Source organism: Micromonospora sp. CNZ280 (assembly GCF_011759515.1).
Genome location: NZ_JAAOYP010000001.1, coordinates 757,133 through 776,763 on the forward strand (window position 1 = coordinate 757,133; position 19,631 = coordinate 776,763).

The following is a 19,631-nucleotide window of genomic DNA, read 5'->3' on the forward strand; positions in this document are numbered from 1 at the left end:
CCGATCTCGCGGGCGGAAACGTCACACGCCGTACGCCGGAGGCATCGACCGCGGGCCGCCGGGTACCGGAGGGGCATGTCCGTCCCGACCGGCGCCACCGCCCGGGCCGGCGCCGCCCTGGAACGGGCCGCCGCCGCCCTGACCCGGCTCCGCCGCGCCCGCCTGCTGCATCCGCTCGGCCGCTCGTTCACCGGCGAGGTGACCATCTGGGGCGTCGCCGGGCCGCCGACCGGGGTCGGGATGCTGGACCGGCCCGGCCGTTACCCGGCCACGGTCCGGCTGTCCCGGGGCGTGCCCACCCCCGACGGCTGGCCGGACGTGCTCGGCCTGGCGGTACGGATGCACCGGGGCGGGGACCGCCCGTACGACCTGCTGGTCAGCTCCAGTTGCGCGGCGCCGGTGCTGCGCCACCTGCCGCTGCCGCGGCGGCGGTTCGCCGGCACGTACAGCTCGATCATGTCCTACCGGGTGGGCCGGCGGCGGATCTGGCTGGCCGCGCTGGCCGACCCGGAATCGGTGGACCTGGGTCGGAGCCTGGCCGACGTGGCGGCGGCGACCCGCGCGGACGCGCCGCGGCTGGTGCTCGCGGTCGCGTCGGCGGTCGGGCCGTGGCGGCCGGTCGGCCAGGTCGCGCTCGGCGACCAGCTCAGCGCCCGGACGGATGCCGCGCTGGCCTTCGACCCGATCGGCAACCTGCCGCCCGGGCTGCGGGCGGCCGGGCCGCTGGCCTGGGTACGCGAGCACACCTACCGGGGCTCCCGCCGGGCGCGCGGCGCCCGGGTTCAGTCCGGCGGCTCGCTCGGCGTGACCGTCTGATCCGACGTCCGCCGTTCCAGTACGGTGTCCGGGGCGGCGGTGCGGTCCTCCTCCCGGACGTCGGACTCGTCGAGGATGACGTCCGCCTGCGCCACCGGGTCGTCGCTGCCCACGGTGGCCTCCTCCGGCAGCAGGTGGGCGCGGGACTCCACCCGTTCCTGGTCGCTCTGCTCGTGCGTCATGCCGATCCCATACCCCGGGCGCGTACCGGGCACGCCAGCCGGGTGCCACCGACCGTCGCGTCGGGTAGGCTTGCCGGCGTGACGCGGTCGTATCGATGGTTTAGGCAGCCGGCTCGCCAGCCGGTGACTTCACCATGATCTGACGTCACCGCACCACGAGCCGGCCGGGCAGGAGCACTGTGTTCCTGCCCTTTCGCATGCGAGCAGCCGGCTCGACCCCGGGCACCGGCACCGGGCGCGGTCGGCGGAAGGATGCCCACCGTGACGACCCCGGAGACCGATCGGGTCAGCGATCAGCGGATCGACCGCGTCGTGCCGTTGACCACCCCGGCACTGCTGCACCACGAGCTGCCCCTGGACGACACGCTCGCCTCGGCCGTGCTGGCCGGCCGCCGCGCGGTCGGTCGGGTGCTGGATCGCGCGGACGACCGCCTGCTGGTGGTGGTCGGCCCGTGCTCGGTGCACGACCCGGCCGCCGCCTTGGACTACGCGCACCGGCTCCGCGTCGCGGCCGACCGTCTCGCCGACGACCTGCTGGTGGTGATGCGGGTCTACTTCGAGAAGCCGCGCTCCACGGTGGGTTGGAAGGGCCTGATCAACGACCCGGGGCTGGACGGCTCGGGCGACGTCAACACCGGGCTGCGTACCGCCCGGGCGCTGCTGCTCGACGTGCTGCGGCTGGGTCTGCCGGTGGGCTGCGAGTTCCTCGACCCGATCACCCCGCAGTACATCGCCGACACGGTGGCCTGGGGCGCGATCGGCGCCCGCACGGTGGAGAGCCAGGTGCACCGGCAGCTCGCCTCCGGGCTGTCGATGCCGATCGGGATGAAGAACCGGCCGGACGGCAGCATCGCCACCGCGGTGGACGCCATCCGCGCCGCCGGGGTGCCACACGTCTTCCCCGGCATCGACGTCTCCGGCACCCCGGCGATCATGCACACCCGGGGGAACGCCGACGGGCACCTGGTGCTGCGCGGCGGTGGCGGCCGGCCCAACTACGACGCGGAATCGGTGGCCGGGGCGCTGGAACTGCTCCGGGCGGCCGGGCTGCCCGAGCGCGTGGTGGTGGACGCCAGCCACGCCAACAGCGGCAAGGACCACCGCAACCAGCCGACGGTGGTCGCGGACGTGGCCGGCCAGCTCGCCGCCGGCCAGCGCGGCATCGTCGGGATCATGCTGGAGAGCTTCCTGCTCCCGGGCCGGCAGGACCTCGACCCCACTCGGGAGCTGACCTACGGGCAGTCGGTCACCGACGCCTGCATGGGCTGGGACACCACCGCCGAGGTCCTCGACCAGCTCGCCGCCGCCGTCCGCACCCGCCGCCGCACCCCCGCCCCCACCCCGGCCTGACCACTCCCACCCGGAACCCGAGCCCGTTGATCATGAGGTTGGCGGCGAAGCCTCTCCCAGCCGCGGCCAACCTCATGATCAACGGGTGAGAGGGGGGCGGGCGAGGGGTGGGGTTTGGTCGGTTGGGGGGCGGGTAGCTGGGCGGGGTGACCGAGGACGTACCCGTGACCGACAGACCCGTGGCCGACGAGCCGGACATCCGGCGGCTCGACGACCTGCTGGAGGACCTGTACCACGGCCAGGAGCGGATCACCCAGGCCACCATCTACCGCCGGGCCGTGGCCGCGGAGCTTCCCGCTCAGCTGCTCACCCGGATCGCCGCGCTGCCCGAGGGCGAGTACGCGGTGGACGAGGCGGCGGATCTGCTCGGCGGGTCGGTCACCTGACGTCCCGGCGCCCCCCGCGAGAGGAGAGCGAGATGTCCCACCACGAGCAGCGGCACGAGAAGATCCCGGCGCTGGGCCAGCCCCCGGAGGGGGTCGACACGCTGCCGGAGCCGGACTTCGCCAACGAGCACGACAAGACCGCGGTGGACCGGGACGTGATCACCGGCGCGGACGAGGACGAGCGGGAGCCCGAGTCGCCCCGGGGCTGGGCCGGCGAGAACCACGGAACCACCCCGACCTGACGGGCGCGGCTGACGACCACGACAGCGGGGGCCGGCGGATCGCCAGCCCCCGCTTCCGTCCGGTAGGTGTCAGTCCTCGTCCCGCTCGGCGGCCTGCTGGGCCACCGCGTACGCCATCTGGAGGAAGTCCGAGGCGGCCACCGCGGTCAGCGCGGTGGCGACCAGCCGGGTCAGCCGCGGGGCGAGCACCAGCCCGCCGGTGAGCCCGGTGGCCACCCAGACGGCCAGGCAGAACGGGCAGCTGAGCAACTCGCCGATGGCGTGCCTGGTGGAGCTGCCCGAGTCGCGTACCTGCTCCATCACCTCGCCGCTGCCGATCGGCTTGTCGTAGCGGGTGAACGGGGCGCGCAGCGGGCTGGTCACCGCGTCCTTGGACAGCAGCCGGCTCAGCTTGTGGGTGGCCACGCAGAGCAGCACCACGTCCGCCGCGGCGGGGCGCTCGGGCACCGGCCGGCCGGTCAACCGGACCAGGCCGGCGATCGCCCCGGTCACCCCCGCGTAGGTGCCCATCGCCGCCAGGTAGCCACCCAGCGGCCGGTACTGGTTCGGCGCGTACGCCTGGCGCAGCCGCGCCACCTTGTCACTCACACTCAGGTCGGTCACCCGGTCTCCTCGTGCTCCGCGCCGGCTCAGCCGGCCTGCAGGTTGTCGGCCACCTCACGGGCGAGGCTGTCCAGGGCCTCGCCGGCGAGCCGGTCGGGGTCGGCGCCACCGGTCAGGTCGAGGCGGACCCGGGCGCCGCCGGCGTCGACCGGGTCCACCCGCAGCTCGGCGCTCCAGTCGCCCGGGGCGGTCCAGCACGCCGACAACTCCTCCGCGTCCGTGTGCTCGGCGGGAGCGCCGTCGGCGCGCAGCGGCTCGGGCAGCCACGCCGACGCCCGGTCCGGGTCGACAGCGGTGCTGAACACCACCTCCGGTGGCGCGGACACGCCGCGCTCGGCGGACCCCATCACTCGTCCCGCAGCCGGCTCGGGTCGACCTCGCGGCGCGGGTGTCGGGCGAGGTACTCGGTCTCCAGCTCGGCCGTGCGGCGCAGGTGGTTCGCCAACGCCGAGTCGGATGCGTGCCGCAGCGTGTCCAGCCGGGTGCGGTGCAGGCTGTGCATCTCGCGGACCAGGTCCTCGTCGGCCAGTTCGGCGGGGTCCACGCCGATCAGGTCGTCGTCGTCCGCGCCGGTGGACGCCATGTCGTGGACCTGGTCGCCACCCCACTCGGGCATCCGCTGCTCCGGGCTCGGGAACTCGTCCTGTCGTATCGATCCGGTCATCACGCCCCCCTGGTGGAGTTTTGGGCTGGCGTCTAGACGGATGCCCACACCGGGTCGCACCAAACCATTCCGGCGCGGGCGGACTACGACACCGCGTCGGAGAACGCCGGCGGCCCGGTACCCTCGATGCCATGAAGCGGCTCTGGACCCCGGCGTGGATCGTGCGCCACGTGGCCATGGTCGTGCTGGTCGTGGGCTTCCTGGCGCTGGGCTGGTGGCAGATCGGCCGGGCCGCCTCGGGCAACTCGCTGAGCTGGGCGTACGCCTTCGAGTGGCCGATCTTCGCGGGCTTCGTGGTGTTCGTCTGGTGGCGTGAGGTCCGCCACGCCCTGCGCGGGCCGGCCGCCGCGGAGCCGGCCGCGACCCCGCCGGCGCCGTCCGGGTCCACCACCCGGCCGGGCGTACGCCGGCCGGTGCGGGTCGCCCGGGTGCCGGTGCCCGCCGCCGACGACGAGGACACCGACCTGGCCGCCTACAACCGCTACCTGCAATGGTTGAACGCCAATCCGGGCGCCCGGCCCGGTGACTACCCCGGCTGACCCCGGGTCGGAAGGACGGACGAAGGTGGGCGCAGCCCTTACCCGGTACCGCGTGATCGCCTGGATCGTGGGCGTGGTGCTGATCCTGCTGGTGGTGATCGGCATGCCGCTGAAGTACGGCTTCGACAACCCGGTCGTGGTGGAGACGGTGGGCCCGGCGCACGGTTTCCTCTACATGGTCTACCTGGTGGCCGCGTTCGACCTGGCCCGCCGGGCCGACTGGCCGCTGAAGCGGATGCTCGCCGTGATGCTGGCCGGCACCGTGCCGTTCGTCTCCTTCTACGCCGAGCGCCGGGTCAGCTCCTGGGTCACCGCCGGGCGCGCCGAGCCGGCCACCGAGCCGGCCGTGCCGGCCCCCCGCTGACCCGGCCCGGTTCCGCCGCCGCCACCGCGGTCACCGGGTCGGCCGCCACGGGTCCATCGAGGCGACCGGTTCCTCCCAGCCGCCGTAGCGGTTCATCTCCCGGGCCCGGCGCAACGCCCGGGACACCTGGCCGAACTGCCGCTCGTCGTCGCTGCTGAACAGCAGCACCTCGGTGCCCCGGTGCCAGCCCCACAGCTCGTACGCCGGCGGCCGCCACCGGTCCCCGGCCGCGGCGAGCAGCACCGGCAGCAGGAACACCACCCCCAGGGTGAGGTACGCCCCGGCGGTGAGCCGCTGCAGGCCGCCGGTGAAGCCGAGCAGCAGGCCGACGCCGGCGATCACCACGCCGCTGGCGGCGACCGCGCGCATCGCCACCCGGTCGTGCGGCCCACGAGTGGTGTGCAGGTGGGTCAGCTCGGCCACGCGCCAGGTTCTGCGGCCGACGGTGAACCGGTCGACCGTGACGATGATCCCGGGCTGCGCGTAGAGCAGCGTGTTCTTCTTCTCCGCGCTCACCTTGGCGGGTCGGGGCGGTCGCGGCGGTCGGGTCGTGGCGCCATCGTGGTTCACGGCTACCTCCCACGGCTGGTGCGCCGGGTCGGCCGCCGCCGGCACGGGCGTCAATGCCCGCCGGCGGGATTCCCGGCTCCGCGCTTCATTGTGTTGCCGCCCCGCCAGCCCGGACCGTCGTTTTCGCCACCTCTGGCAGTGCTGGTCACCGGCGGTCCGCCGGATAGAGCCAGCCAAGTCCGTCTTATCGGTTATAGCGCGCCGACAACCGCCGGCATACGCCTGGAACGACGTATCCGACAAGTCCCTCCGTACCCCGAAAAGGCCGGCGACTCTGGCGCCTGACGGAGCGACCCGCCACACACGTGCCGTGACGGCACGTGTGCCATCGCCGCCCCCTTTGTCAACATTCGCCCCGGCTTTCACTGCGGGCCACTCCTGCCCCGGGTTAGGTTGAGCGAGCCCGGCCCGGTCGAACGCCGTCCACCCGGATGGCTCCGGCCCGGGTGCCGCCCGAGGCCCCAGCAGCTTCGGCGGCCGGTGGGGAAGGAGCCTTCCGCTCTTGTCGTCCCTCAGGAACACGCTGCGCGGTCTGGCCGTCACGGTGCTGTCGGCCGCACTGCTCGCGCCGGCCACGGTGGCCCGGGCGGAGCCGTCCGCCGCGGAACTGACCCGGCGGATCGAGAAGGCCTCGGCCGAGCTGGAACACGTGGTCGAGGCGTACAACAAGCTCCGCGAGGAGATGAAGGAGAACCGCGCGGCCGTCGCCGGTCTGCAGGAGCGCATCGAGCCGCTGGAACGGCAGAGCGAACAGAGCCGGGCCGACGTGGGCGCGCTGGCGGTGACCGCGTACAAGACCGGCGGCGACCTGAGCACCGCCGACGCGCTGCTGCGACCCGACTCCGCCGGCACCCTGCTGGACCGGCTCGACGCCCTCGACCAGCTCACCCGGCAGCGGCAGGAGCGGATCGCCGGCTTCGCCGCCGACCAGCGCGCGCTGCTCGCCGAGAAGACCCGGCTGGACGTCACGCTCAGCCGGCAGGCCGCCCAGGCCCGGGAGCTGGCGGCCGGGAAGAAGCGCATCGAGCGCGACCTGGCCCGTCTCTACGACCTGCGCCGCCAGGCGTACGGCCGGGCCACCGAGCAGCCCGCCGCGCGGCCGGGCAGCGCCGACGAAGCGCCCGCCATCTCCGGCCGGGCGGGGGTGGCGGTCCGCTACGCCTACGGCGCGCTGGGCAAGCCGTACCGGTGGGGCGCCGACGGCCCGGACGGCTACGACTGCTCCGGCCTCACCTCGGCGGCCTGGCGGGCGGCCGGCAAGTCACTGCCGCACAACACCCGGATGCAGTGGGGCGTGGTGGCCCGGATCAGCCGCGCCGACCTGCGCCCCGGCGACCTCGTGTTCTACAGCGGCCTCGGCCACGTGGCGCTCTACGTCGGCGGCGGGCAGGTGATCGACGCGCCCAGCGCCGGGCGCAACGTGCTCAAGCGGGGCATGAACCTGATGCCCATCCAGGGCTACGGCCGGGTCCGCTGACCCGCCGGCCCCGGGCAGCCACCTGACGACGGCTCGCGGAAAGGCCCGGCACGCCTCGCGGGCGGCTGTGGCCCCGGACACGGCGAGCGGCCGGCGTCCCCCTATCGGACGCCGGCCGTTCGTCGTCATTACTATCAGCTCAGGCTGCCTGCAGCCCCTCGGCGCGGGCCAGCTCGCGGAGCCGGCCGAGCGCCTGGATCTCCAGCTGGCGGATCCGCTCCCGGGAGAGCGAGAACCGCGAGGCGACCTCGGTGAGCGAGTGCTCCCGGCCGTCCTCCAGCCCGTACCGGGCCCGCATGATCCCGGCCGAGCGGTCGTCGAGGTGGTTGAGCAGGCCCTCGATCCGCTGCCGCTCCAGGCCAGTCAGGACGATCTCCTCGGGCGACGGGGCGTCGCTGTCGGCGACCAGGTCACCGAGGTTGGTGTCCCCGTCGTCGCCGACCGGCGTGTCCAGCGACACGGTGTCCTGCGACCACCGGACCAGCTCGTTGACCCGCTCGACGGTGACCCCCAGGGCCGCCGCGATCTGCTCCGGCTCCGGGTCGCTGCCCAGCTCGCGGGTGAGCTGCCGGGCCACGTTGCGCATCCGGTTGACGTCCTCGACCAGGTGCACCGGCAGCCGCACGGTGCGCTCCTGCTGGGCGATCGCCCGGCTGATCGCCTGGCGGATCCACCAGGTCGCGTAGGTGGAGAACTTGTAGCCCCGCTCGTAGTCGAACTTCTCGACGGCCCGGACGAGGCCGGTGTTGCCCTCCTGGATCAGGTCCAGCATGGGCATCCCGGAACGCACGTAGCGCCGGGCGATCGACACCACCAGGCGCAGGTTCGCCCGGATGAACAGGTCCTTGGCCCGCTCGCCCTCGGCGACCAGCCGCTCCAGCTCGTCCCGCCCGGCACCGGCCGGGACGCGGTCCTCGGCGAGCAGGTGCTCGGCGTAGAGGCCGGCCTCGATCGCCTTGGAGAGATCGACCTCCTTGGCGGCGTCCAGCAGCGGCGTCCGGGAGATCTCGTGCAGGTAGACGCCGACCAGGTCACGCTCCTCGGCGACCTCGTCGGTTCGCATGCCGATGTTCTTGTCCACGTTGCCCACGGTCCCCTCGCTCGCGCCGGTTGCCCGGTTCCTTGCCATCCCCACCCGGTTCCTTGCCGTCCCCACGTCCATCAGCCCTCCCCCGTAACTTCCGCCGTGCCCACCGGTGCTGACACCTACACAACAGATGAGACGTGTCGGGGATTCCATGTCGTGAGTCGAAAGTGTCACGAATGCCTGATAATCAGCTGAGAGCACGGTCCATGTTTGCTGTCAGCACCCCGTCGGGCTGCTCATCGCTCGGCACCACACACGGGTTACGGATCGACGGACGCCGTCCGCCCGGTCCATGGCAACACCGCCCGTCCCGGGAGCACAGCGACCCGGGTCACCGCCGCGCTGCGATCCTGGTCACTGCCACATACGCGCTGGGCGGCCGGGTCGGTTCATCCACGCCCATGGTGATACCCCACGGCAGGTTGAACAATCCGGGGCCTCCGGTTATGCCCGACGCGGCGGGCCGGTACCGGACGGGTCGGACGACACGTTCCGGGCCGCCCGGAGTGGCACGTCCCGGGGTGACCGGGCCAGCGCCGGCGCCTCAGGAGGCGAGCAGGGCGAGCGCGCCGCGTACCTGATCGGCGGAGCGGGCCAGGGCGGCCCGGGCGACCGACACGTCGGCACCGGAGACGAGCGACACCAGGGCCGTCTTCAGGTCACCGTCGGCCTCGTCGAGGGCCCGCCGGCAGATCTCCTCCGCGCACCCGGTCGCCTCGACCAGGATCGAGATCATCCGACCTCGCAGCTTCGCGTTGGTCGCCATCATGTCGATCATGAGGTTCGAGTAAACCCGACCCAACCGCACCATCACTGCGGTGGAGAACGTGTTCAGCACCAGCTTCTGCGCGGTGCCCGCCTTCATCCGGGTCGACCCGGTGATCACCTCGGGGCCGGTGTCCACGCCGATGAAGACGTCGACCGCCCGGGCGGCCTCCGCCTCCGGGTTCGCGCAGAGCAGCACCGTCGCGGCCCCGGCGGCCCGGGACGCGGCGAGCGCCCCGAGGACGTACGGGGTGCGCCCGCTCGCGGCCAGGCCGACCACCACGTCACCGGAGCGTACGCAGTCGGCCGCCTCGGTCGCGCCGGCCCGATCGTCGTCCTCGACGTTCTCCACCGCCTGCCACATGGCGTCCGGACCACCGGCCAGGTGGGCGCAGAACCAGTGCCGCGGGGAGTTGAAGGTGGGGGCGAGCTCGGCGACGTCGAGCACGCCAAGCCGGCCCGACGTGCCGGCGCCGAAGTAGTGCACCCGGTGCCCGCCGCGCAGGGCGGTCACCGCGAGGTCGACCGTCTCGGCGATCTCGTCGAGGACGGCGGCGACCGCGCCCGGCACCCGCCGGTCCGCCTCGTTGATCACCGACAGCACCTCGCGGGTCGACATCAGGTCGAGGTCGACGCTGAGCGGGTTGCGGCGTTCGGTGGGCGCGCCGACCCGGATCGCCGGCCCGGCCGCCATCGAAGGCGCCTGCTCGTCCGGCTCCACAGCCGTCATGCCCGCCTCCGGCCCGAGCCCACCCGGTGCGACTGGACGGCCTCGGCGGTCGCCTCCAGCGCCTTCCTGGCCCGGGCGCGGTTGCGCGCCGCCACCCCGACGAAGAGGCAGTCGACCACGGTGAGCTGGGCCAGCCGGCTGGCCATGGCGCCGGACCGGTAGGTGGTCTCGCGGGCCGCCGTGGTGAGCACGAAGTCGGCGACCTCGGTGATCGGCGAGCGCGGGAAGTTGGTCAGCGCCACCGTCGCCGCGCCCCGGGCGCGCGCCTGCTCCAGCACCTCCACCACGTCGGAGGTGGTGCCGGTGTGCGAGATGCCGACCGCGACGTCGCCCCGGCCGAGCAGTGCGGCCGAGGTCAGCGCGGTGTGCACGTCCGGGAAGTAGAAGGCGGTGCGGCCGATCCGGTGCAGCTTCTGCTGGAAGTCGGAGGCGACGAAGCCGCTCGCGCCCGCGCCGTAGACGTCGATCCGGCCGGCGTTGACGATGGCGTCCACGACCTGCTCGCAGACCGCCGGGTCGAGCTGCTCGGCCGTCTCCTCGACGGCGCGGGCGTCGTTGAACGCGATGGTCGCGATGATCTGGGCGAGGTCGGCGCCGGGTGGGATGTCGCCGCCGACGACCCGGGCGTCCGGCGGCTCGACCCGGCGGGCCGCCTCGGCGGCGAGCCGGATCCGCAGCTGCGGGTAGCCGTCCATGCCGACCGACCGGCAGAACCGGATCACGGTCGCCTCGGACGTCTCGGCGGCGGTGGCGAGGTCGGTGATCGTCCGGCGGGCGGCGTCGGCCGGGTCGGCGACGACCAACCGGGCGACCCGCTGCTCGGCCGGGGACAGCGAGGGGAGCAGGCCGCTGATGTGGACGATCAGCCCACCCGGCTCGTGACTCGCAGAAATCTTCGGACTCTTCGCCACGGATGAAACTTACTTTCATGAGGCGTGAGCGTCAACCATGACTCCGCGTGTTGGCGAAAGTACCGCCAATCGGCGCGCTCCGCAGGACAGGGTGCCACTGCGTAGCAACTTGACAGCGTGCCACCGCCGTGGTGGCCGGCGCCTCCGCCCACCGGGCCGGACCGGCCTGCCGGTCGGTCGCCGGCCGCCGCCCGGGCGGGGACCACGCCGCGCCGAACCGCCGCTAGCGTGGGCGGCATGGCGGATCGCAGTGTGCTGGTGACCGGAGGCACGGGTGGGCTCGGCGGTGCGGTCACCGCCGCGTTCGTCGAGGCGGGCTGGCGGGTGGTCGTACCGCAGCGGAAGGGCCCGGCCACGACGGCGGACGGGCCGGTCCGCGTGGTGGCCGACCTGACCGAGCCGGCCGGGGCGCACCGCGCGGTCGAGGCCGCCGCCGGCGACCCGGCGGCGCCGCTGCGCGCGGTGGTCAACCTGGTCGGCGGGTACGCCGGCGGCGGCAAGGTGCACGAGACGCCGGTCGACGAGTTCGAGCGGATGCTGACCGTCAACCTGCGCCCCACCCACCTGGTCACCCGGGCGGCCCTGCCGCACCTGGTGGCGGCCGGCGGCGGCGCGGTGGTCTGCGTCTCGTCCCGGGCCGCGGTCGCCCCGTTCGCCGGGGCCGCCGGTTACGTCACCGCCAAGGCCGCGGTGCTCGCCTTCGCCGCCGCGGTGGCCGTCGAGTACCGGCCCGCCGGGGTGCGTTGCAACACCGTGCTGCCGAGCGTCATCGACACCCCGGCCAACCGGGTCGCCCAGCCCGACGCCGACCACTCCCGCTGGGTCGACCCGGCCGAGATCGCCCGGGTGATCCGGTTCCTGGCCTCCGACGAGTCGGCGCCGACCAGCGGCGCCAGCATCCCGGTGTACGGCCGGGCCTGAGCCGCCGACCCGGTGTCGGCCTGCGGGAGGCCCGCCTAGGGCACGACGCGCGCCGGCAGCCGTCCCGGCGGCGTGCGGTCGACCGGCCGGGTCGCCGGACCGGCGCCGGCGGGCGGCGGGTCGTCGGGCCGCGGTTCAGCCGCCGACAGCCAGCCGGCCAGGTGGTCCTGGATCTGCCGGGACACCTCCTCCGCCGATCGCCCGGCGTCGACCAGCACGAACGTCGGGTACTCGGGCAGCGTCCGGTAGGCGGTGTCGGCCGCGGTGAGATAGCGGATGCTCTCGTGGTCGGTGCCGCGCCGCTCGATCCGCCGGTACGCCTCGGCCGGGTCGACGGCCAGCAGGAAGGTCAGCTGCGGCGCCGGGAAGAGCCGGTAGCCGACCCGGGCCAGCCGCTCCCAGCGGTGCCCGCCGTGCGCCCGGATGCTGGCGTACTGGCAGGCGGAGTAGCGGTCCATCACCGCGACCCGGCCGGTCACCAGGCAGCTGAGCAGGGCGGCGGCGATGGCGAGCCAGCGCAGCACGGACTCCACCGCGAGCAGGCCGGTGCGCCCGACCAGCCGCTGGGCGTCCGGACGGCCGAGCCGCTGCGCGACCCGGCCGAGCCAGCGCCGGCCGCCGGCGTTGCGGTGGTAGGTGGCGGGGCGGCCGGCCGCGGTGAGCGCGTCGGCGAGGCGGTGCGCCTGGGTGGTCTTGCCCGAACCGTCGATGCCGATCAGGGCGACGGCGCGCAATCGGGCCCTGCCGCGCCGCGTCCGCGTTGATCTGGCCACCCGACACAGGCTATCCGACGCACGCTCGCGTACCGGGTGATTTGTCCGTCATGCTCCCGGTTGGCACCCACCCGGGACCGGGCCAGGTGTGGGCGACCGGAATGCCGGGTATCGAAGTTCGATCCCAACCGCCTGTCCACCTCACGACGACGGGAGATCCAGATGGCCGAGCGCGGGGACGAGACCCTGGTAACCACCCTGAAGAAGGTCGCCGCCGTGCTCAAGCAGTCCGAGATCCCGTTCGCCCTGGGCGGCAGCTTCGCGGTCTACGCGCACGGTGGCCACTCCAGCGAGCACGACGTGGACTTCCTGATCCGCGGCGAGGACGTCGACCGCGCCCTGGAGGCGCTGGTCGAGGCCGGCTTCACCGCCGAGCGCCCACCGGAGGACTGGCTGGTGAAGGTCTACGACGACGGGCGGATGGTGGACCTGATCCACCGGCCGATCGAGACCCCGGTGACCGAGGAGACCTTCGCCGACACCGTCGTCCGGCCGGTCGACGCCATCCACATGCCGGTGCTCTCGGCCACCCAGCTGATGGTGCACAAGCTGCTCAGCTTCTCCCAGCACTACTGCGACTTCGCCCGCGGTCTGCCACTGGCCCGCTCGTTGCGGGAGCAGATCGACTGGGAACGGGTACGGAAGGAGACGCAGCACTCGCCGTACGCGGAGGCGTTCCTGGTGCTGCTCGACCGGCTGGACGTGGTGCCGTACACCGGCACCCCGGAGGGGAAGGGGACACCGTGACCGTGCATCGCGGCGCCGGGCCGCCCGACGAGTACGTCGAAGCGGAGATCCAGCGGATGCTGACCGAGGACCCGGACGTGGCCGAGCAGGGCATCAACGTGATCCGCCGGGAACACGCCCTCGTGCTCTCCGGCGAGGTGGAGAGCCCGCACCGGCGCGAGGAGATCCTGCGCCGGGTGGCCGAACGCTTTCCCGACGTGCCGATCACCAGTGACATCGGGGTGATCCGTGCGCAGGCGCCCACCCAGGTCGAGGAACTGCCCTGAGGGAGGTTCGATGGTGATCCGGATCGCCGCCGTGGGCGACGTGCATCTGGACGAGGACGTGGTCGGGCGGTTCCGGCCGGCCCTGGAGGAACTGCCCGAGCACGCCGACGCGCTGCTGCTCGCCGGTGACCTGACCCGGCACGGGACCGAGTCGGAGGCGCGCTGCGTGGCCCAGGAGTTCGGTGGGCTCGGCGTGCCGGTGGTGACCGTGCTCGGCAACCACGACCACCAGTGCGACCAGGTGCCGCAGGTGGTGCGGGTGCTGGAGGACGCCGGCATGACCGTGCTGGAGGGCAACGGCGTGGTGCTGGAGTGCGCCGGCGGCCGGCTCGGCATCGCCGGGGTGAAGGGCTTCGGCGGCGGGTTCGCCGGCCGGTGCGCCAGCGACTTCGGCGAGCCGGAGATGAAGGCGTTCGTGCGGACCACCACCGACAGCGCGGACCGGCTGGCCGAGGCACTGCGCTCGCTCGACTGCGACCTGCTGGTGGCGCTCACCCACTACGCGCCGGTGCCGGACACGCTGGCCGGCGAGCCGCTGGAGATCTACCCGTTCCTGGGCGCGTACCAGCTGGGGCAGGCGATCGACTCGGCGCCGACCGTGCTCGCCCTGCACGGGCACGCGCACGCGGGCACCGAGCGCGGGACCACCCCGGGCGGGGTCCGGGTGCGCAACGTCGCCCACCCGGTCATCAAGCAGGCCTACAGCGTCTTCCACCTGGGCGACCACCTCGATCAACACCAGGTTTCCCGGATCGGAACCTCGGGTATGGAGCGGTCATGGAGCTGATTCTCTGGATTCTCGCAGTCGTACTCGTGGTCGCCGGCATTCTCGCGCTGTTCCGCCGGCAGATCCTGTGGGGCGTCGTCCTCATCGTGGTGGGCCTGCTGGTCGGGCCGGGTGGTGTCAGCATCTTCAGTTGACGTGGCGGCTCGACGCCGCCGCCCGAGGACCCGCCGGGGTCGTCGTGGCCGGAACTCCGTCCTCCCGACAGGAGCCTCCGGACACGACGACCCCGGCGCTGTGTTGTCCGGGTTCCGTGACGACCCCGGCCCCGCGCGTCCGGGCCAGGGAGCGCCGCGAGGGCCCGACCGCCGTCACGCTGGGCTAACGTTGATCTCGCAATGGGCACGGGCAGCGCCCGCCGTCGGCGCGTCACGCGGATCGCGGCACCGCCGGACGCCGCGCCCGGGGGAAAGTTCCGCCGCCCGAGCTCCCCGTCATCGGCCACAATTCCGAAGCGCCGCCGATCCATGATGGACACGTACGATAATCGGATCGCGGCTTTCCGCCACCCGCATCGAACACATGCCGCTCATTGGGCGCCGGCAATTCTCGCAAGCGATTTCCCAACACGCGTGGGGCAATCATTACCAACATGTTGGGCCAATCGTTTCCAACATGTCTGGGCCAATCAGCTCCCCACTTGACCGGGCGTCCCGTGCCGGGCCAGGATGTCGACATCACCGCCGAGACCCTCGCCGTCGGTCGCGCGTGTCGCCTCATTCTGCCGCGGTTTCTTCAGCCTGAGGGAAACGCCGTTTCCACGAGGCTGGAGGCCGCCCGCGCGGTGGTCTCGGTCAAGCACAACGAGGAGATCGTAGATGCGCAAGCCCCGTACCAGGCTCTTCGCACTGGCCGCCGCCGCCGGTGCGCTCCTGGCACTCACGGTTTCGAGCCCCGCCTCGGCCGCCTACCACGGCACGGAGACGGATTACGCCACGGCCTCCAGCGCGCCGGGCGATTATCATCACGTATGCACCTCGATCGAAGAAGGAAAGATCTGCTACCAGCCCTACGGCGACAAGTGGTACGTCTACGACAAGGCCGCTGACGGAAACTCCGTCGCCGCCAACTGGAATGACGACGGCAGCGGCCGTTCGGGAGCCTGCGTCAACAAACTGGGCGCCGGGCGTTGGGGTGTGTGCAACAAGAACTACACCGAGGGCAACGACCTCTACTTCCGTGTCGGCGTCTACAACAACGGCAACTGGGTCGACGAGCAGTGGAGCTCCACCTGGTCCCCCGCCTGATCGTCGCCCCTGACGACGGGCTCTGACGCAGTAATCCGGCCGGGCCACCGCGGTGGCCCGGCCGACCGTCGTCGACACGCAGCGTGACGGCCGTCGGGCGGTGGGTTTACCGGCCGCCAGACGGGAGATATCTCGACCATGGAGATGTCTCGGAGCGTCGGGCGGACGAGCGGCGCGCGGCAGTGGTGGGCGCTGCTCGGCTTCGCGGCGGCGGTCTTCGTCGCCGCCGCCGTCGGCGGGTTGGGCGTACGGGGCACCACGGCGGAGTACGCCAACCTCGAACAGCCCTCCTGGGCCCCGCCGTCCTGGCTCTTCGGGCCGGTCTGGACCCTGCTCTACGCGACGATCGCGGTGGCCGGCTGGCTGGTCTGGCGGCGGGTCGGTTTCGGCCCGGCCCTCTGGGCGTGGATCGCGCAGTTGGTGCTCAACGCGGTCTGGACGCCGCTCTTCTTCGGCGCGGGCCGGTACGGCTGGGCGTTCGTCGAGATCCTGGTGATGTGGGTGGCGATCGGCGTGACCGTCGCCCTCTTCCGGAAGGTGTCCCGCCCGGCGACGCTGCTGATGCTGCCCTACTGGGCATGGGTCACCTTCGCCGCCGCCCTGAACTTCGCCATCTGGCGCCTGAACAGCTGACCCGTCGCGCCAGGACGCGTGACGGGCCGGCCCCGGCGGGGTGCCGGGGCCCCGGCGGGGTGCCGGGGCCCCGGCAACCCGCTCAGCAGCGTGGCACGTTCGGGATGTAGCCGTCGTAGCCGGTGTAGACGTAGGCGTCGGCGATGAAGCGGCCGGTGCCGATCCGGTCCCAGATCGAGCTGGTGCCGTAGGTGCCGGTGACGCTGGTGCCGCTGGTCTGGCAGTAGATCGTGACCCGGGTGCCGTCGGCGACGGTGCCGACCACGGCGTAGCCGGTGCCCGGGCCGGAGCGCACGTTGAGCGGGGTGCCGCTGGTGTTCACCGTGCCGGAGCCGGTCGTACTGCCGCAGCCGTTGTCACTGGTGTAGTTCTTGGTGCCCCAGTAGAGCGCCAGCGTGCCGTTGAACCGGACCTGGACGTCGTTGCCGTTCAGCCGCTGCTCGTAGTGCAGGTGCGGGCCGGTCGAGCCGCCGGTGCTGCCGACCCAGCCGATCACCTTGCCGTAGCCGACACTCTGCCCGACCGAGACGTTGAAGCCGTTCAGGTGGGCGTAGTAGGTGTGGTAGCCGCCGCCGTGGTCGATCCGGACGTACTTGCCGTAGCTGGTGCCGCCCAGGTCGGTGACCCGGTCGACGGTGCCGGGGGCGCTGGCCACCACCGGGTCGCCGAGGTCGTCGGTGCGGTTGAAGTCGACCGCGTACGCGGGGCTGTGGTTGGTGCGGGTCTGCCCGGACCAGGTCTGCCCGCAGGGGAACGGGACCTTGAACGTCGGCGCGGCCATCGCCGGGGCCGCCGGGAGCGTGATCCCCACCACGAGCAGGCCCGCCGCGATCAGGCCTAACCACCGCTTAGCCATCCAGCACCTCCTATGTCGAAATCCTTCGATCGCCTGCCTTTAGCGTGACAGAAATCGCCATCGATCGAAAGAGGTGAAAATGCGGGGTGGGAGCGTGCCCACCGGGGGCGGGCGGGTTTCCGGATTGTTACTCGGTCGTGTCCGGCAGGGGCTGGACCGGACCAGATGCAAGCGCTTACATGTGGGGACGCCCATCGGACCGGCGCCAGGTCACGACCGTGACCGCGCCGGCAAGGAAGGAGGACGGCATGGCGGTCTTTGCCAGACCACGCCAGGCCTTCGTAATCGCCGGCGTACTGGGGCTGGCGTTCAGCGCCACCGCCTGCGGCACCGGCGGCGACGACGACAAGAGCAGCAACGCGGGCTCCGCGGAGTGTGCCGCATACGAGAAGTACCAGGGCCACGAGGGCAAGAAGGTCTCGATCTACTCGTCGATCCGGGACATCGAGGCCGACCGCCTGGAGCAGTCCTGGGAGCAGTTCACCGAGTGCACCGGGATCGAGATCGACCACGAGGGCAGCGGTGAGTTCGAGGCGCAGCTCGGCGTCCGGGTCGACGGTGGCAACGCCCCCGACCTGGCCTTCATCCCGCAGCCGGGGCTGCTGAAGCGCTTCGTCGACCAGGGCAAGCTGAAGGCGGCCGGCGCGGACACCAAGGCGATGGCCGAGCAGAACTACCCGGCCGACTGGCTGAAGTACTCGACCGTCAACGGCACCTTCTACGGCGCCCCGCTCGGCTCGAACGTCAAGTCGTTCGTGTGGTACTCGCCGAAGACGTTCAAGGAGAAGGGCTGGACCGTCCCGACCAGCTGGGACGACCTGATCAAGCTCAGCGACACAATCGCCGCGACCGGCACCAAGCCGTGGTGCGCCGGCATCGAGTCCGGTGACGCGACCGGCTGGCCGGCCACCGACTGGATCGAAGACCTGATGCTGCGGACGCAGACCCCCGAGGTCTACGACCAGTGGACCACCCACGGCATCCCGTTCAACGACCCGAAGGTCGCCGAGGCGCTGGACCGGGCCGGCCAGATCCTCAAGAACGACAAGTACGTCAACGGCGGCTTCGGCGGGGTGAAGAGCATCGCCACCACCTCCTTCCAGGAGGCCGGCGTGCCGATCACCACCGGCAAGTGCGCGCTGCACCGGCAGGCGTCGTTCTACGCCAACCAGTGGCCCGAGGGCACCAAGGTGGCCGAGGACGGCGACGTCTTCGCCTTCTACTTCCCGGCCATCGACCCGGCCAAGGGCAAGCCGGTGCTGGGCGGCGGCGAGTTCGTCGCGGCCTTCGCCGACCGCCCCGAGGTGCAGGCGGTGCAGACCTACCTCGCCTCCGGTGAGCACGCGAACAGCCGGGCCAAGATCGGCGACTGGGTGTCGGCGAACAACAAGCTCGACCTGGCCAACGTCGCCAACCCGATCGACAAGCTCTCCGTCCAGATCCTGCAGGACAAGAGCACGGTCTTCCGGTTCGACGGTTCCGACCTGATGCCGGCGACGGTCGGCGCCGGGACCTTCTGGAAGGGCATGGTCGACTGGGTGAACGGCAAGGACACCGCGACGGTGCTCCAGGGCATCGAGAGCACCTGGCCGAAGTGACCTGAGACGGTGGGCCGGCCCGTGACCGCGGGCCGGCCCACTCGCCTCGCGGACACCCCTGGGAGGGTTGATGAACTTCGACTTCGCCGACGAGTCGCCGAAGCTGATGATGTTGCTCTGGGGACTGGTCGCCTTCGTCGCGCTGATCGGCGGCCTGCTCCTGCTGCTCGACGCGGTGCCGTCCTGGTTCGCCCGGCGCCGCGAGGCCCAACTGATCGCCGCCTCGGCCAGCGGCGCCCCGCTCCCCCGGCGCACCAAGCCCCGCGAGGGCCTCTTCGCGCTCTTCTTCCTGCTGCCGACGGTGCTGCTGCTCATCGTCGGCCTGGTCGTCCCGGCCATCCGCACCACACTGCTGTCGTTCATGGACGGCAACAGCCAGAACTGGGTCGGCCTGGGCAACTACGAGTGGATGTTCACCGATGACTCGATCGTCCGGGTACTGCTGAACACCCTGGTCTGGGTGCTCCTGGTGCCCCTGGTGGCCACCTCGATCGGCCTGCTCTACGCGATCATGGTCGACCGGGTCCGGTTCGAGGCGCTGGCGAAGTCGCTCATCTTCATGCCGATGGCGATCTCGTTCGTCGGCGCCAGCATCATCTGGAAGTTCATCTACGCGTTCCGGGGCGAGGAGCAGGAGCAGATCGGCCTGCTCAACCAGATAGTGGTCAGCCTGGGCGGCGAGCCGAAGCAGTGGCTGCTCGACTCGCCGCTGAACACGCTGCTGCTGATCGTGATCATGGTGTGGATCCAGGCCGGCTTCGCCATGGTGGTGCTCTCCGCCGCGATCAAGGCGATCCCGGCGGACATCGTGGAGGCGGCCCGCCTCGACGGGGTCAGCCCCTGGCAGATGTTCTGGCAGATCACCCTGCCGAGCATCCGGCCGGCCCTGATCGTCGTGGTGGTCACCATCTCCATCGCCACCCTGAAGGTCTTCGATATCGTCCGGACCTCCACCAACGGCAACTACGACACCAGCGTGATCGCCAACGAGATGTACAACCAGGCGTTCCGGTACGGCCAGAACGGGCAGGGCTCCGCCCTGGCGGTCTTCCTCTTCGTCCTGGTCATCCCGATCGTGATCTACCAGATCCGCAACCTGCGTCAGCAGCGGGAGGGCTGA

26 protein-coding genes are annotated in these 19,631 nt (G+C 72.2%); 16 read left to right on the forward strand and 10 right to left on the reverse strand.

Features of this window, described 5'->3' with window-relative positions:
- The first annotated feature begins 75 nt into the window (after positions 1–75).
- Positions 76–816 (forward strand): phosphodiesterase, encoded by a 741-nt coding sequence (locus FHX32_RS03600; RefSeq protein ID WP_167179427.1) that lies wholly within the window; start codon positions 76–78, stop codon positions 814–816.
- Here FHX32_RS03600 and FHX32_RS03605 read toward each other — a convergent pair.
- Positions 783–998: a hypothetical protein gene (locus FHX32_RS03605; RefSeq protein WP_208417933.1), complete on the reverse strand. Its 216-nt coding sequence runs from the start codon at positions 996–998 to the stop codon at positions 783–785. The genes FHX32_RS03600 and FHX32_RS03605 overlap by 34 nt on opposite strands.
- Before the next feature lie 252 nt (positions 999–1,250).
- Here FHX32_RS03605 and FHX32_RS03610 point away from each other — a divergent pair, with 252 nt between their 5' ends.
- The 3 genes from FHX32_RS03610 (at position 1,251) to FHX32_RS03620 (ending at position 2,976) form a co-directional block, all read left to right on the forward strand.
- A complete protein-coding gene (locus FHX32_RS03610) occupies positions 1,251–2,348 on the forward strand; it encodes a 3-deoxy-7-phosphoheptulonate synthase (protein WP_167179429.1) in 1,098 nt (365 codons plus the stop codon).
- Between the two features lie 146 nt (positions 2,349–2,494).
- The gene (locus FHX32_RS03615) at positions 2,495–2,734 is read left to right on the forward strand and encodes a hypothetical protein (protein ID WP_167179431.1); all 240 of its coding nucleotides are present in this window, start codon (positions 2,495–2,497) and stop codon (positions 2,732–2,734) included.
- Positions 2,735–2,766: 32 nt separating this feature from the next.
- The gene (locus FHX32_RS03620) at positions 2,767–2,976 is read left to right on the forward strand and encodes a hypothetical protein (protein ID WP_167179433.1); all 210 of its coding nucleotides are present in this window, start codon (positions 2,767–2,769) and stop codon (positions 2,974–2,976) included.
- Positions 2,977–3,045: 69 nt separating this feature from the next.
- Here FHX32_RS03620 and FHX32_RS03625 read toward each other — a convergent pair whose 3' ends face one another.
- The 3 genes from FHX32_RS03625 to FHX32_RS03635 are packed head-to-tail and all read right to left on the reverse strand — an operon-like array spanning position 3,046 to position 4,246.
- On the reverse strand, positions 3,046–3,570 hold the full coding sequence (locus tag FHX32_RS03625) for a DUF1360 domain-containing protein (protein ID WP_208418272.1): 525 nt from the start codon (positions 3,568–3,570) through the stop codon (positions 3,046–3,048).
- A 35-nt stretch (positions 3,571–3,605) separates the two neighbouring features.
- The gene (locus tag FHX32_RS03630; protein ID WP_167179437.1) at positions 3,606–3,926 is read right to left on the reverse strand and encodes a hypothetical protein; all 321 of its coding nucleotides are present in this window, start codon (positions 3,924–3,926) and stop codon (positions 3,606–3,608) included.
- Complete coding sequence (locus FHX32_RS03635; protein WP_167179439.1) at positions 3,926–4,246, reverse strand: DUF6158 family protein; 321 nt, start codon at positions 4,244–4,246, stop codon at positions 3,926–3,928. The genes FHX32_RS03630 and FHX32_RS03635 overlap by 1 nt, the downstream gene beginning before the upstream one ends.
- A gap of 128 nt (positions 4,247–4,374) precedes the next feature.
- On the opposite strand from FHX32_RS03635, the gene FHX32_RS03640 reads away from it, so the two are divergent.
- Both FHX32_RS03640 and FHX32_RS03645 read left to right on the forward strand, forming a co-directional pair.
- Positions 4,375–4,782, forward strand: coding sequence for a hypothetical protein (locus FHX32_RS03640; protein WP_167179440.1), 408 nt, complete (start codon positions 4,375–4,377; stop codon positions 4,780–4,782).
- Between the two features lie 25 nt (positions 4,783–4,807).
- Positions 4,808–5,146, forward strand: coding sequence for a DUF3817 domain-containing protein (locus FHX32_RS03645; RefSeq protein ID WP_167179442.1), 339 nt, complete (start codon positions 4,808–4,810; stop codon positions 5,144–5,146).
- A gap of 30 nt (positions 5,147–5,176) precedes the next feature.
- On the opposite strand, the gene FHX32_RS03650 is transcribed toward FHX32_RS03645, so the two are convergent.
- Positions 5,177–5,716 (reverse strand): DUF6232 family protein, encoded by a 540-nt coding sequence (locus FHX32_RS03650; protein ID WP_486480896.1) that lies wholly within the window; start codon positions 5,714–5,716, stop codon positions 5,177–5,179.
- Positions 5,717–6,218: 502 nt separating this feature from the next.
- Here FHX32_RS03650 and FHX32_RS03655 point away from each other — a divergent pair.
- A complete protein-coding gene (locus FHX32_RS03655) occupies positions 6,219–7,193 on the forward strand; it encodes a C40 family peptidase (protein WP_167179444.1) in 975 nt (324 codons plus the stop codon).
- 139 nt (positions 7,194–7,332) lie between these two features.
- Here the strand turns inward: FHX32_RS03655 and FHX32_RS03660 are convergent, their stop codons facing one another.
- The 3 genes from FHX32_RS03660 to FHX32_RS03670 form a co-directional block, all read right to left on the reverse strand.
- Complete coding sequence (locus FHX32_RS03660) at positions 7,333–8,322, reverse strand: sigma-70 family RNA polymerase sigma factor (protein WP_208417935.1); 990 nt, start codon at positions 8,320–8,322, stop codon at positions 7,333–7,335.
- A gap of 502 nt (positions 8,323–8,824) precedes the next feature.
- The gene (locus FHX32_RS03665; protein WP_167179448.1) at positions 8,825–9,775 is read right to left on the reverse strand and encodes an N-acetylmuramic acid 6-phosphate etherase; all 951 of its coding nucleotides are present in this window, start codon (positions 9,773–9,775) and stop codon (positions 8,825–8,827) included.
- Complete coding sequence (locus FHX32_RS03670) at positions 9,772–10,686, reverse strand: MurR/RpiR family transcriptional regulator (RefSeq protein WP_088992263.1); 915 nt, start codon at positions 10,684–10,686, stop codon at positions 9,772–9,774. Before FHX32_RS03670 ends, FHX32_RS03665 begins: the two co-directional genes overlap by 4 nt.
- A gap of 237 nt (positions 10,687–10,923) precedes the next feature.
- Between FHX32_RS03670 and FHX32_RS03675 the strand changes: the two genes are divergently transcribed.
- Positions 10,924–11,607: an SDR family NAD(P)-dependent oxidoreductase gene (locus tag FHX32_RS03675; RefSeq protein ID WP_167179450.1), complete on the forward strand. Its 684-nt coding sequence runs from the start codon at positions 10,924–10,926 to the stop codon at positions 11,605–11,607.
- 35 nt (positions 11,608–11,642) lie between these two features.
- Here FHX32_RS03675 and FHX32_RS03680 read toward each other — a convergent pair whose 3' ends face one another.
- The gene (locus tag FHX32_RS03680; RefSeq protein WP_167179452.1) at positions 11,643–12,380 is read right to left on the reverse strand and encodes a dTMP kinase; all 738 of its coding nucleotides are present in this window, start codon (positions 12,378–12,380) and stop codon (positions 11,643–11,645) included.
- Between the two features lie 156 nt (positions 12,381–12,536).
- Between FHX32_RS03680 and FHX32_RS03685 the strand changes: the two genes are divergently transcribed.
- From FHX32_RS03685 to FHX32_RS03710, 6 genes are all read left to right on the forward strand, one after another.
- Positions 12,537–13,127, forward strand: a complete 591-nt coding sequence (locus tag FHX32_RS03685; protein WP_486481073.1) for a nucleotidyltransferase — start codon at positions 12,537–12,539, stop codon at positions 13,125–13,127.
- Positions 13,128–13,183: 56 nt separating this feature from the next.
- On the forward strand, positions 13,184–13,393 hold the full coding sequence (locus FHX32_RS03690) for a hypothetical protein (protein WP_208418277.1): 210 nt from the start codon (positions 13,184–13,186) through the stop codon (positions 13,391–13,393).
- 10 nt (positions 13,394–13,403) lie between these two features.
- Complete coding sequence (locus tag FHX32_RS03695; RefSeq protein ID WP_167179457.1) at positions 13,404–14,180, forward strand: metallophosphoesterase; 777 nt, start codon at positions 13,404–13,406, stop codon at positions 14,178–14,180.
- A complete protein-coding gene (locus FHX32_RS03700) occupies positions 14,171–14,314 on the forward strand; it encodes a GPGG-motif small membrane protein (protein WP_167179460.1) in 144 nt (47 codons plus the stop codon). Before FHX32_RS03695 ends, FHX32_RS03700 begins: the two co-directional genes overlap by 10 nt.
- Before the next feature lie 681 nt (positions 14,315–14,995).
- Complete coding sequence (locus FHX32_RS03705) at positions 14,996–15,424, forward strand: hypothetical protein (protein WP_167179462.1); 429 nt, start codon at positions 14,996–14,998, stop codon at positions 15,422–15,424.
- A gap of 138 nt (positions 15,425–15,562) precedes the next feature.
- Positions 15,563–16,057 carry a TspO/MBR family protein gene (locus tag FHX32_RS03710; protein WP_167179463.1) on the forward strand — a complete coding sequence of 165 codons (495 nt, stop codon included), beginning with the start codon at positions 15,563–15,565 and terminating at the stop codon, positions 16,055–16,057.
- Positions 16,058–16,139: 82 nt separating this feature from the next.
- Here the strand turns inward: FHX32_RS03710 and FHX32_RS03715 are convergent, their stop codons facing one another.
- Positions 16,140–16,913 carry a peptidoglycan DD-metalloendopeptidase family protein gene (locus FHX32_RS03715; protein ID WP_167179464.1) on the reverse strand — a complete coding sequence of 258 codons (774 nt, stop codon included), beginning with the start codon at positions 16,911–16,913 and terminating at the stop codon, positions 16,140–16,142.
- 248 nt (positions 16,914–17,161) lie between these two features.
- On the opposite strand from FHX32_RS03715, the gene FHX32_RS03720 reads away from it, so the two are divergent.
- Positions 17,162–18,511 (forward strand): ABC transporter substrate-binding protein, encoded by a 1,350-nt coding sequence (locus FHX32_RS03720; RefSeq protein ID WP_167179465.1) that lies wholly within the window; start codon positions 17,162–17,164, stop codon positions 18,509–18,511.
- 70 nt (positions 18,512–18,581) lie between these two features.
- Positions 18,582–19,631, forward strand: coding sequence for a carbohydrate ABC transporter permease (locus FHX32_RS03725; protein ID WP_167179466.1), 1,050 nt, complete (start codon positions 18,582–18,584; stop codon positions 19,629–19,631).